Annotated in this window: 9 protein-coding genes and 1 pseudogene; 4 read left to right on the top strand and 6 right to left on the bottom strand. The window is 68.5% G+C overall.

Annotated elements, in window-relative coordinates; genetic code table 11:
* Positions 1-39: 39 nt before the first annotated feature.
* Complete coding sequence (gene leuS, locus ACE5CZ_RS12855; protein WP_374947723.1) at positions 40-2,700, bottom strand: leucine--tRNA ligase; 2,661 nt, start codon at positions 2,698-2,700, stop codon at positions 40-42.
* An 86-nt stretch (positions 2,701-2,786) separates the two neighbouring features.
* On the opposite strand from leuS, the gene ACE5CZ_RS12860 reads away from it, so the two are divergent.
* On the top strand, positions 2,787-3,386 hold the full coding sequence (locus ACE5CZ_RS12860) for a DNA-3-methyladenine glycosylase I (RefSeq protein ID WP_374947724.1): 600 nt from the start codon (positions 2,787-2,789) through the stop codon (positions 3,384-3,386).
* Between the two features lie 12 nt (positions 3,387-3,398).
* On the opposite strand, the gene ACE5CZ_RS12865 is transcribed toward ACE5CZ_RS12860, so the two are convergent.
* Positions 3,399-4,781, bottom strand: coding sequence for an anthranilate synthase component I family protein (locus ACE5CZ_RS12865; RefSeq protein ID WP_374947725.1), 1,383 nt, complete (start codon positions 4,779-4,781; stop codon positions 3,399-3,401).
* Between the two features lie 18 nt (positions 4,782-4,799).
* Here ACE5CZ_RS12865 and ACE5CZ_RS12870 point away from each other — a divergent pair, with 18 nt between their 5' ends.
* Positions 4,800-5,585, top strand: a complete 786-nt coding sequence (locus ACE5CZ_RS12870) for an aminotransferase class IV (protein WP_374947726.1) — start codon at positions 4,800-4,802, stop codon at positions 5,583-5,585.
* 15 nt (positions 5,586-5,600) lie between these two features.
* Here ACE5CZ_RS12870 and cydC read toward each other — a convergent pair whose 3' ends face one another.
* The 4 genes from cydC to ACE5CZ_RS12890 are packed head-to-tail and all read right to left on the bottom strand — an operon-like array spanning position 5,601 to position 11,411.
* On the bottom strand, positions 5,601-7,286 hold the full coding sequence (cydC, locus tag ACE5CZ_RS12875) for a thiol reductant ABC exporter subunit CydC (protein WP_374947727.1): 1,686 nt from the start codon (positions 7,284-7,286) through the stop codon (positions 5,601-5,603).
* Positions 7,286-8,956: a thiol reductant ABC exporter subunit CydD gene (gene cydD / locus ACE5CZ_RS12880; RefSeq protein ID WP_374947728.1), complete on the bottom strand. Its 1,671-nt coding sequence runs from the start codon at positions 8,954-8,956 to the stop codon at positions 7,286-7,288. Before cydD ends, cydC begins: the two co-directional genes overlap by 1 nt.
* Before the next feature lie 5 nt (positions 8,957-8,961).
* Entirely contained in the window at positions 8,962-9,972 is a 1,011-nt protein-coding gene (cydB, locus tag ACE5CZ_RS12885) for a cytochrome d ubiquinol oxidase subunit II (protein WP_374947729.1), read from the bottom strand.
* Positions 9,973-9,974: 2 nt separating this feature from the next.
* Positions 9,975-11,411 (bottom strand): cytochrome ubiquinol oxidase subunit I, encoded by a 1,437-nt coding sequence (locus ACE5CZ_RS12890; protein ID WP_374947730.1) that lies wholly within the window; start codon positions 11,409-11,411, stop codon positions 9,975-9,977.
* Positions 11,412-11,508: 97 nt separating this feature from the next.
* Between ACE5CZ_RS12890 and ACE5CZ_RS12895 the strand changes: the two genes are divergently transcribed.
* Both ACE5CZ_RS12895 and ACE5CZ_RS12900 read left to right on the top strand, forming a co-directional pair.
* A complete protein-coding gene (locus ACE5CZ_RS12895; protein WP_374947731.1) occupies positions 11,509-11,889 on the top strand; it encodes a BlaI/MecI/CopY family transcriptional regulator in 381 nt (126 codons plus the stop codon).
* Positions 11,890-11,891: 2 nt separating this feature from the next.
* Positions 11,892-12,168 (top strand): annotated as a pseudogene (locus ACE5CZ_RS12900) (hypothetical protein); the annotation flags it as partial.

The raw sequence follows: 12,168 nt of genomic DNA on the forward strand, positions 1-12,168 counted from the left end.
GAACGACTGAGCGACGAGCCCTGCCGGGCTGCCGAGGTGTCAGACGTTCGGTAATTCGGCCGGCCTCGTCGCGATGCTCACGACACGCGGGGCACGCACGACGACGTTCACTATCTGCCGATCGCCGATCGCCCGCTGAACCGCGGCGGATGCCCGGGCCAGCGCCTCGAGGTCGCCGCCGGCGATCGTGGGCGCGACCTCCAGGCGCTCGCGCACTTTCCCGTCGACCTGCACGACGGCGGTCACCGACTCCTCGGTGAGCAGAGCCCGGTCGGCCCCGCGCCAGCCGTAGGCCGAGATCGTGGCCGGATACCCCAAACGCTCCCACATGTCTTCGGCCGTGTAGGGCGCGAAGAGGCTGAGGCCGAGCGCAACGGTCTCGACGGCCTCGCGCACGGCGGGGTCGGCGCCTCCCGGGCCCGAATCGACGGCCTTGCGGGTCACGTTGACGAGCTCCATGATGCGCGCGACGACCACGTTGAACTTGAACGCCTCGATGAGGCCTGGCGCCTCGGCCAGGAACCGGTGCGTGACCCGGCGCAGGGCGATGTCGCCGTCGCGCCAGTTGACCTCGGGGCGACTGGTGACGTCGCCGGCGAGTCGCCACGCGCGGGCCAAGAATTTCGATGATCCGGCCGGCGAGACGTCGGCCCAGTCGATGTCGTCTTCGGGAGGACCGGCGAACGCCATCGTGAGACGCACAGCGTCGACACCGTGCTCATCGAGCTGGTCGCTCAGCTGCACGATGTTGCCCTTCGACTTCGACATCGCCGAGCCGTCCATCAGCACCATGCCCTGGTTCAGCAGTGCACTGAAGGGCTCGGTGAACGAGACGAGGCCGAGGTCGAACAGCACCTTCGTGATGAAGCGCGCGTAGAGCAGGTGCAGGATGGCGTGCGTGACGCCGCCCACGTACTGGTCGACGGGCGCCCACTTGTCGACGTCTTTCGGGTCGAAGGCCTTCTCGCTGTCGTGCGGGTTGAGGAAGCGCAGGAAGTACCAGGAGCTGTCGACGAACGTGTCCATCGTGTCGGCGTCGCGGAGCGCCGGCGTGCCGTCGACCGGATTCGGAACGTTGACCCAGTCTTCGGCGGCGCCGAGGGGCGAGCTGCCGCGCGGCTTGAGGTCGAGGCCGGCGCTCGGCGGCAGCAGCACGGGCAGCTGATCCTCCGGAACGGGAATCTCTTCGCCGTTCTCGCCGTGGATGATCGGGATGGGCGTGCCCCAGTAGCGCTGGCGCGAGATCAGCCAGTCGCGCAGCCGGTAGTTCTTGGCCGGTCGCCCGGCACCCTGCTTCTGAAGGATCTCGATGGCCTTCTTGATCGCATTGACCTTGGACAGCCCATTCAGCGGGCCCGAGTTCATGAGCCGACCGTCGCCCGCGAGCGCGACACCGGTGACGGCGGGGTCGTAGCTGCCGAAGTTCGGATCATCCAACATCTCGTCGGTGATGATCGGGATGGCACCGGTCGCGGGAGCGGTGACGTCGACGACCATGCGGATCGGCAGGTCGAAGGCACGCGCGAAGTCGAGGTCGCGCTGGTCGTGCGCGGGAACGGCCATGACCGCGCCGGTTCCGTAGTCGGCCAGCACGTAGTCGGCCGCCCAGATGGGCATGCGCTCGCCGTTGACCGGGTTCACGGCGAAGCGCTCGAGGAAGACGCCCGTCTTCGGCCGGTCGGTGGCCTGGCGCTCGGTCTCGGTGCTCTTCTGCACGTCGGTCAGGTACTGCGTGAAGGCGGCCTGCACCTCGGGAGTCGACGCACCCGCGAGCTCGATCGCGAGGTCGGAGTCGGGGGCTACGACCATGAACGTCGCGCCGAACAGGGTGTCGGGGCGCGTCGTGAACACGGTGACGGGCTCGTCGCGGCCGTCGACGGCGAAGTCGACGTCGGCCCCGATCGAGCGGCCGATCCAGTTGCGCTGCATGCTCAGCACCTTCGACGGCCAGCTGCCCTCGAGCTGGTTCAGGTCGTCGAGCAGCCGGTCGGCGTAGTCGGTGATCTTGAAGTACCACTGGGTCAGCTTCTTCTTCACGACCACGGCGCCACTGCGCTCCGACGTGCCGTCGGGCAGGACCTGCTCGTTGGCGAGCACGGTCTGGTCTACCGGGTCCCAGTTGACCCAACTGGCCTTACGGTAGGCGAGACCCTTCTTGTACATCTGCAAGAACAGCCACTGGTTCCACTTGTAGTACTCGGGATCGCTCGTGTGCAGCACACGGTCCCAGTCGAACGAGGCGGCGTAGCGGCGCATGCTGCGCTTCTGCTGCTCGATATTGTCGTAGGTCCACTGGCGAGGGTCGAGGCCGCGCTTGATCGCTGCGTTCTCGGCGGGCAGTCCGAACGAGTCCCAGCCGATGGGGTGCAGCACGGTGAAGCCCTGCTGGCGCCAGTAGCGTGCGATCACGTCTCCGAGCGCGTAGGCCTCGGCGTGGCCCATGTGCAGGTCTCCCGACGGGTAGGGGAACATGTCGAGCACGTACTTGCGCGGGCGCTTGTCGCCGTCGAGGTCGGTCTTGAAGGGCTGAAGCTCGTCCCACCGAGGCAGCCACTTGTCTTGGATGGCGGTGAAGTCGTAGGTGCGCGCCGGATCGTTGCGGGGGTCGTACTGTTCGGCGCTCGTCGTTTCGATGGTCACGCGACTCTCAATTCTTGCTTGGGTTCGGCTGCGGGGGGCCACGATCGCCGCGATAGACATCCCGTGGATGCACGACATCTTCGGTGGCACAGGGGGCGCGACAGCAATCCATCGTACTAAACCTGTCGACGCGTATCGTTGAGCGCGTGGATGCGACCATCACGAGCGCCGACGGGATTCGCCGCTGCGGCTGGGCCCATTCGGCACCCGAGCTGCTGCCGCACCACGATGACGAGTGGGGCAGGCCGTTGCACGGCGACCAGCCGCTGTTCGAGAAGCTCTGCCTCGAGGGGTTTCAGGCCGGCCTGTCGTGGATCACGATCCTGCGCAAGAGGGACGCGTTCCGCGAGGCATTCACTGCGTTCGACATCGACAGGGTCGCCGGGTTCGACGACCGAGACGTCGAGCGGTTGCTGGCCGATGCGCGGATCGGGCGCAACCGCGCGAAGATCACCGCCGCGATCTCGAATGCCCGGGCCACCCAGCGCCTCGTCGAGAATGACCCGGGAGCCCTGGACGCCGTTCTCTGGGGCTTCGCACCCCCGCGCCGCACGGTCGCTCCCGGGTCGTACGCCAGCATTCCGGCCTCGACTCCCGGGTCGACGTCGGCGAGCGCCGCCTTGAAGAAGCTCGGCTTCCGGTTCGTCGGCCCGACGACGGTGTACGCGCTGATGCAGTTCGCGGGCCTCGTCAACGATCACTCTGCGGGATGCCACCTGGCGGCGGGCGAACCGGGCGCGCTCTGATCGTGCTGCGGGCTACAGGCCGAGCGCATCCAACAGCGGCGCGGCCTTGAGCCGGGTCTCCTCGACCTCCTCGTCGGGGATCGACAGTGCCGTTATGCCCCCACCCGTGCCGATGGATGCGCCGTCAGCCGTGAGTACGACGCTGCGGATGACCATGGCGAGGTCGAGTGCCCCGTCGAGCCCGAGGTAGCCGAACGCTCCGGCGTAGATTCCGCGCGGCCCGCCCTCGAGACGGTTCAGGATGCGCATGGCGCTGATCTTCGGCGCCCCCGTCATCGATCCCGCCGGAAAGAGTGCCGCGACGGCATCGAGCGAATCGGCGCCGTGCCCGAGCTGCGCGGTGACCGTGCTGACGAGCTGGTGCACAGAGCTGTAGCTCTCGACCTGGAGAAGACCGGTCACCTCGACCGAGCCGAGCCGGGCGACCCGGGAGAGGTCGTTGCGCATCAGGTCGACGATCATGAGATTCTCGGCGCGCTCCTTGTCGCTGGCGAGCATCTCGCGCTTCAGGCGTTCGTCGTCGTCGATACTCGCCCCCCGGGGCCGTGTGCCCTTGATCGGCCGGGTCTCGACGCCGCCGCCGGAATCGATGTGGAGAAACCGCTCGGGGCTGGCGCTGACGAGTGCCACATCTCCTATGCGCAGGTAGCCGCCGTGATGGCTCTCGTTCGACGCACGCACCCTGAGATAGAGGGTGAGCGGATCGGGTCGCACGTCTGCCCTGATCTCGTTGGTCAGGCACAGCTGGTAGGCGTCGCCTCGGCGGATCGACTCCTGGCACTCGCGCACGAGTCGCACATAGGCGGCGGGGTCATGCCGCCAGCGGGCCCGGGGCGCCGCATCGCCCGGGCGGATGCGGGAGGTTCCCGGAAGCGGGAACGGTTCGAGCGCCCGGCGCCGACCGAGACGGATGGTGTCGAGACGGATGGCGTCGAGGCGCCGCGAGGTGTTCTCGAGCCAGCCCGCGGCATCCGGTTCGCCATCGAGCGCGAGGAGCGTGACGATGCCCGCCGCGTGGTCGAACGCGATCGCGCGGGTGACCCATAGCAGGGCGGCGCCGGGTAGTGCGGTGGGTGCCGTCTCGACCCGGTGTTGTGCCGCTCCGAATTCGTAGGACAGCCAGCCCACCCAGCCCAGTGCGAACCCCGCAGACGGACCGTCGATGCCGCGGACGGCGTCGATGGCGACCCTCCCACGGCGGAGATGCTCGATCAGTTCGGGGAGGTCGGCCGGGCTCGCCACCGGATCGCCGGCTCCGAGGTAGCTCGTTCCCGTCGCGGCGTTGTGGCCGGAGTCGAGCCAGAAGGCGTTCGGCGCGCGGCCGTAGACCTCGGTGAACACCCGCTCGGGATCGACCCAGTGCTGCAGTGCTCTGGTGAGGACTCGGCGGGACACTGTAATAGCGTAGGCCGTGTGATCGCGCCCCGTTTCTTCACCTGGACGGGTCGGACGTTGGTCGAGACACCGGATGTTCCCCCTCACGACGGCGTGCGGGTGGCCGACAGCTGGCGGGTCGCCGACGGTGGCGTGCGCGCCCTGCGGCTGCACCGCGACAGGTTCCTCGGCGCCGTCGCGTCGCAGACCGCGATCGATCGAGACTCTGCCGAGCAGTTCTGGCAGGCGGCGGTCGCGGAGCTTCCCCGCACCGGCGACTGGTTTCCCCGTGTCGATGCGCTGCAGACCGGCGACGACACCATTCTCATGCTGCGCGTGCGATCCGCGCCGGCCCTCGGCGCAGCGGTGCGCGTCGCGTCCCTTGACGGCGGTGACCCGAGGACGGTCCCAGCGATCAAGGGTCCCGATCTCGAGCGGCTCGGCACGCTGAAAGGCGACGCGGCGCAAAACGATGTCGACGAGCCCGTGATCGTCTCGGCAGCGGGCCACGTCGTCGACGGCGCAACGAGCGCCGTGCTGTGGTGGCGAGGTGACCGGTTGCTCGCTCCGTCGGCCTCCCTGCGTCGCGTCGACAGCGTCACGGCGAAGTCCCTGCGGCTTGTGGCCGCGGCCACCGGCACCGAATCGGGCGAGGAGTTCGCCACGCCGGCAGACCTCGCAGGCTGCGAGGTCTGGGTGGTGAACGCCCTCCACGGCGTCCGCCTCGTCACCTCGTGGAGGAACGGCCCGCGGCTCGGTCGCACCCCGGGCAGGGCCGCCGCCTGGCAGCGCCGCCTCGATGCCCTCGTGCGTCCGCTTCCCTAGGTCGAGACCCGCCGCTCAGCCGAGGTGCAGACGACCCGTGATCAGTTCGGCCGGCACCGGCCGGTGGCTGATGACCACCACAGCCCGGCGGCCGTCGGGGTCTGCGGATGCGGCCAGCAGGTCGCGCAGCAGCGCGTCGGCCCGGTCGGCGTCGACGTTGGCCGTCGGTTCATCGAGCACGAGCACCGGAAAGTCGGCCAGAAGCGCTCGAGCCAGGGCGATGCGCTGAGCCTGCCCTCCCGAGACCAGCGATCCGCGTTCCCCGACCCGGGCATCCAGGCCGCCTCGTTGGTCGAGCCACTCGGCCAGGCCGACCCGCGCGAGCACGGCGACCAGCTCGTCGTCCGACGCGCCCTCCTGCGCGAAGAGCAGGTTCTGCCGAATCGACTCGTCGAAGAGGTACGGGGTCTGCTCACTGAGCCCGATGACCCGGCGCACCGTGGCGAGCGGCAGGCGGCGCACGTCGACGCCGCCGAGACGGTACGAGCCTCCGAACTCGAGGAAGCGCACGAGCACGTGGGCGAGTGTCGTCTTGCCCGACCCGCTGGCCCCGGTGACCAGAATCCGGTCTCCTGGCGAGACCGTCAGGTCGACGTTTCGAATCGCGGGCGATGCGGCGTGCGGCCAGGACGCCGATACACCACGGAGTTCGATCACCGCGTTCGCGGCATCGGCCGCGTGATCGTCGACTCCGGGCCTGTCAACCGCGGGCCTGTCGACGGCGGGCGTGTCGAGGGGAATCTCGGGCGGCACGACCTCGGGCACCACGGAGGCGATGCGTTCCGCGCTCGAGCGCACCTGGCGCAGGGCGGCGAGCGCAAGCGGCACGCTCGCGACCACCTCGAACACGGCGATCGGCACGAGCGCGACGACCGCGAGCACGGGCCCGTTGAAGCCGGGGGTGCCGAGCGCGGGGACGCCCGCCAGGAGTGCAGCGACGCTCGCGGCCCCGGCCAGAAGAGAGAAGACGCCCGTGGCGACGCCGGCGCCGGCCGCGCTCGCGAGCACGGCGCGCGTGAGCCGGTCATCGGCGCGACGGACTGCTGCGAGACGGGAGTCGATGGCGTCGAACGCGGTCAGCACGTCGAGGTTCACGACGGTGTCGAGCACCTCGTCGGCGAATGCGCCTCGGAGTGGGGCGATCGAGCGCTCTGACCGCGCCGCGATCAGGCTGGTGGCCGCCGTGCCGACGAGCGTGGCGAGCACGAGCGACACGAGGAGGGCGATGCCGGCCTGCGGGAGGAGGATCCAGACGGTCACGACACTCGTCGCGGCCACGGCTCCCGAGATCGCGAGGGGCTGCACCACGCGCAGGGGCAGGTTCTGCAGCTCGTCGACATCGGCCGTGAGGCGGGTCAGCAGGTCGCCGCGACGCGTCCCCGTGAGGCCGTCGGGCGCAATCGGAACGAGACGCTCGTAGACACCGACCCGAAGCGTCGCGAGTGTACGGAACGCGGCGTCGTGGCTGGCGAGACGCTCGGCGTAGCGGAATCCGGCCCGGCCGAGCGCGAAGGCCCGTACGCCGACGATCGCCATGTTGAGATAGAGGATCGGCGGCATCTCGGCCGCGCGCGTGATCAAAAAGGCTGAGGTGGCGATCAGGCCCACGGCGCACAGGGCGCTGACGAGTCCGAGCAGCGCCCCCGGGGCGAACCGCCTCGGGCTCGGCTGCGCCAGACGCAAAATCTCGATCGTGCGCATCAGGCCGCCAGCGCGGCCGGTTCGAGCGACAGGATGCCGTCGGCGGCCCGGGCGACCGCCTCGCGGTGCGTCACGATGAGAATGGCGATGCCCGTGCTCTCGACGAGGCCGCGGAGGCCCTCGACGAGCCGCGCCTCGGTCTCGTCGTCGAGCGCCGAAGACGGTTCGTCGAGCGCGAGCACAGAAGACCTCCGCTCTCCCGCGCGGTAGACCGCGCGTGCGATCGAGACGCGCTGCGCCTGCCCGCCCGACAGACCCGCCCCGGCGACCCCGAGCATCCGGTCGAGATCGATCTCATCTGCTGCCGCGACAGCCAACGCGTGTGCGGCGCGGGCGCGATCGGGCGCGCGGCTGCCGAGCGTCACGTTCTCGAGCACCGAACCGGCGAGGAGGCCGGGGCGCTGGCCGCACCAGGAGATCCAGTCGAGCCCCGTCTCACCTGGCTCGATCACCCGCCCGCCGAGCGCCGCGACTCCCGAGTGGTCGACGAATCCGAGCAGCGCGTCTACGAGCGTCGATTTGCCCACGCCCGACGGGCCCGTGATGGCGGTCACGGTGCCCGCGGCGAACTCCGCATCGATCGGGCCGATCACCGGCCCGCCGTCATAGTCGACGCCGAACCCCGAGAGCACGAGAGGCTGTGTCGGGCCGGGGTCTATCGCGTGCGCGGCGACCGGCCCGTCGTGTGCCGTCGAAGGCGCCTGAGAAGGCCCGGTCGGCGCGGCATCGAGGATGTCGAACACGTCGTCTGCCGCTGCGATGCCGTCTGCGGCCGCGTGAAACTGGGCGCCGACCTGTCGAAGCGGAAGGAAGGCCTCGGGCGCGAGCAGCAGCACGAACAGGCCGACGGAGAGGCCCAACGAACCGTCGATCAGCCGGATTCCCACCGACACGGCGACGACGGCGACCGCGAGGCTCGACACGAGTTCGAGCACGAACCCACTGAGGAACGAGACCCGAAGCACCGTCATGGTCTGCACCCGGTACTGCTCGGTGACACGGCGGATGCGCCCGGCCTGGCGCTCGGCGCGACCGAACAGCGTCAGCGTGGCGAGACCGCCCACGACGTCGAGGAAACTCGTCGACAGGCTGGTGAGCAGCTGCCACTGCTTCGTCTGCACCGCCCGGGTCGCCCAGCCGATGAGGATCATGAACACGGGGATGATCGGCAGGGTGAGGACGACCCCCAGGGCGCTGGGCCAGTCCTGCAGAAAGATGACCAGCACGATGACCGGCGTGGCGATGGCCGTGAGGATGAGCTGGGGTAGATAGCGGGAGAAGTAGGTGTCGAGGGCATCGAGGCCGGGGCCGGTGATCGTGGCCACCGAGGTCGCGTTGCGCCGGGCCATCCACCCCGGGCCGAGGTCGACTACGGCCCGCAGCACTCGGGAGCGCAGCTGGCTTTTCACGCGAGCCGCGCCGCGGGTGCTCGCGACCTCGGCGATCCAGAAAAGCAGGGCCCGAGCGGCCACGACCGCGGCGAGCGAGGCGATCGTCGGCGCCAGTTGAGAGAGGCCCTGTCCGTCGATCGCCCGCACGATCACCCGACTGAGAAACCACGCGAACGCGAGAACGCACGCGGTCTGGGCCAGGCCGATCAGAGCGCCGGCCGCCAGAAACGCCCGGGCCGCCCGGGCGTAGCCGAGCAGCCGAGGATCGAGGGGCTTCATGTCGATCAGTGTTCCGCCCGTGCGCTTTCGATGTGGGCACGGGTGACCCGTTTGCGGAACACCCAATAGGTCCAGCCCTGGTAGGCGAGGATCAACGGAAGCGAGACGAGGGCCACCCAGGTCATCACCTGGAGGGTGTAGGGCGATGACGACGCGTTCGCGATCGTGAGGCTGTTGGCCGGGTTGTTCGAGGCGGGCATCACGGCGGGGTACAGCGACAGGAACAGGCTGAGAACGGCGAACGCGACTGTCGCGGCCATCGATGCGAAAGCCCAGCCCTCGCGCCCTCGGGCATTGGCGAGCACCGCAACGATCAGCGTGAGCGCGGCAACGGCCGACAGCATGGCCGACCAGAAGGTGCCGTAGGCCAGGCTCGTCCACAGAAGAAAAGACGCGGCGACGACGATCGTCAGGATTCCCGACCTCGTCGCCAGCCTGCGGGCGCGCTCGCGCAACGCCCCGTCTGTCTTCAGCGAGACGAACACGGTGCCGTGGGTGAAGAAGAGAAGCAGCGTCGTGGCCCCGGCGAGCAGTGCGTAGGGGTTCAGCAGGTCGACGAACGTGCCCGTGTAGTTGAACCCGTCGTCGAGGGGCACACCGCGCACGATGTTGCCGAACGCGACGCCCCACAGCAGGGCGGGAACGGCCGAACCGATCACGATCATCCCGTCGAAGCGGCGCTTCCACGTCGCCTCGGGGCGCTGGTGCCGGTACTCGAATGACACGCCTCGCAGAATGAGCGAGAGCAGGATCATGAGCAGCGGCAGGTAGAAACCGGAGAACAGCGTCGCGTACCACTCGGGGAAGGCCGCGAACAGCGAGGCCCCGGCGACGATCAGCCAGGTCTCGTTCAGATCCCAGATCGGGCCGATGGTGTTGATGATGACGCGGCGGTCGACATCGTCTCTGCCGAGGAACGGGATCGACATGCCCACGCCGAAGTCGAAGCCGTCGAGCACGAAGTAGCCGATGAAGAGGAAGGCGATGATTCCGAACCAGAGAATCGTGAGGTCCATGATCAGTACACCGTGGTTTCCTGGCGCCGGACGCCGGTTTCGGGATGGGGATCGGGCAGCTCCTCCGGCCCCTTCTGGGCGGCCTTCTTGATGAGCCTGAACTCGACGACGGCGAGCGTGCCGTAGATGAGGGTGATGGCGACCAGTGAGATCAGCACCTCGACGCCGGTGACATTCGGCGAGACCCCGTCGGCCGTCTTGAGCAGGCCGAAGACGAGCCAGGGCTGCCGACCCATCTCGGTGAACACCCAGCCCATGATCATGGCGCCGAGCGAGAGGGGGAAGGTCCAGATGGCGGCCTTCCAGATCCAGCGGCCCCAGCGGCCCGCGAGCAGCCGGGCACCCCACGCGTTCTTGCGACGTGTGATGACGAGGCCCACGAAGGCCACGAGGATGTGCACCAGGCCGAGGCCGATCATCCAGCGGAACGCCCAGTAGGTGATCCAGATCGTCGGCGTGTAGTCGCCCGGACCGTAGAGCTGCACGTACTGCGCCTGCAGGTCGTTGATGCCCTCGACCGTGCCGTCGAACGTGTGCGTCGACAGGAACGACAGCAGGTACGGAACGCGGATGGAGAACAGCTCGCTGACGCCGTCGGGCGTGCCGAGGGTGAAGACCGAGAAGGATGCGTCGGCGCCCGTCGCCGTCGTGTAGAGCGCTTCGGCCGCGGCCATCTTCATCGGCTGGGTCTGAACCATGGCGAGGCCGAGCGAGTCTCCGGTGAAGACCGTCAGGACCCCGGCGACGATCATCATCCACAGCCCGAACTTCAGAGCGGGCCGCATGGTGTCGAGGTGCTGGTTGCGCGAAAGATGCCACGCGGCCACGGTGACGATGAGGCCGGCCGCAACCATGAAGCACGCGAAGATCGTGTGCGGGAACGCCGCGAGCGCCACCTTGTTGGTGAGCAGCGCCCAGATATCGGTGAGCTCGGCTCGACCCTTCGCCTCGTTGATGTCGTAGCCGACGGGGTTCTGCATGAACGCGTTGGCCGCGATGATGAAATAGGCCGAGAGGATGCTGCCGACCGCCGTGGCCCAGATGGTGGCCAGGTGCAGGCCCCGGGGCAGCTTGTCCCAGCCGAAGATCCACAGGCCGATGAACGTGGCCTCGAAGAAGAACGCGAGGAGGCCTTCCATGGCGAGGGGGGCGCCGAACACGTCTCCGACGAACCGCGAATAGTCTGACCAGTTCATGCCGAACTGGAACTCCTGCACGATTCCCGTGACGACTCCCATGGCGAAGTTGATGAGAAAGAGTTTTCCGAAGAACTTCGTGAGCTGCAGGTACTTGTCTCTGTTCGTGCGCACCCACGCGGTCTGGAACAGTGCCACGGTGAGCGCCATACCGATCGTGATGGGTACGAAGAGAAAGTGGTAGACGGTGGTGAGGCCGAACTGCCACCGTGACAGAAGCAGTGGATCGAGCCACTCGTTCATGGAGGATTCTCCTTCGGAAGTAGACTTCTACACGACGTAGAAATTCTTCTTCTACAGAGCGTAGAACATTCGCTAACGAAAAGGTAGTCTGGAACGCATGATCACTCTCGGCGTACTCGAGCGTTCGGTGATGAACGCCCTGTGGGAGTCTCCCGACGGCCTCTCCGCCCCCGAACTCGGCGAACGACTGGTCAGAGCAGAGGCCCCCGCCAAGCGACGCGAGCTCGCGACGACCACGCTGCTGACCGTGCTCTCCCGCCTCGAGAGCAAGGGCTTCGTGTCGCGCAGCCGCGCCACACGACCGCACCGCTACCATGCGGTCAACTCGCGGTCGGAGCACACGGCCGAACTCATGCACGAGGTGCTTCAGCTGGCACCCGATCGAGACGATGCCCTCGCCCGATTCGTGGGTGGCGTGTCTCCCACCGAGGCCGAAACCCTTCGCCGACTGCTCGCATCCCGCGGCACCGGCAACTGACGATGACCGGAGCCTGGGTAGGGCTCGCGGTCCTCGCCCTCGCACTGGCGTGGCCCGTTCCGATCGCCCTGTCGAAGGCCGCCTGGCCCGCCCGCGCGCCCGGCACCGCACTGGCCCTGTGGCAGGCGATCGCCCTCTCGGGTGGCCTGTCCATGATCGGAGCGCTGCTGGCGTTCGGCCTCACAGCCTTCGAGAACGACGTCGGGCAGGCCTGTGCGCTCCTGTTCGGCCACCTGGTCGACGGCCCTCTGCCGCCCCAGGCGGGAGCGCTTCAGATCG

Source organism: Agreia sp., assembly GCF_964263775.1.
Taxonomy (GTDB): domain Bacteria; phylum Actinomycetota; class Actinomycetes; order Actinomycetales; family Microbacteriaceae; genus Agreia.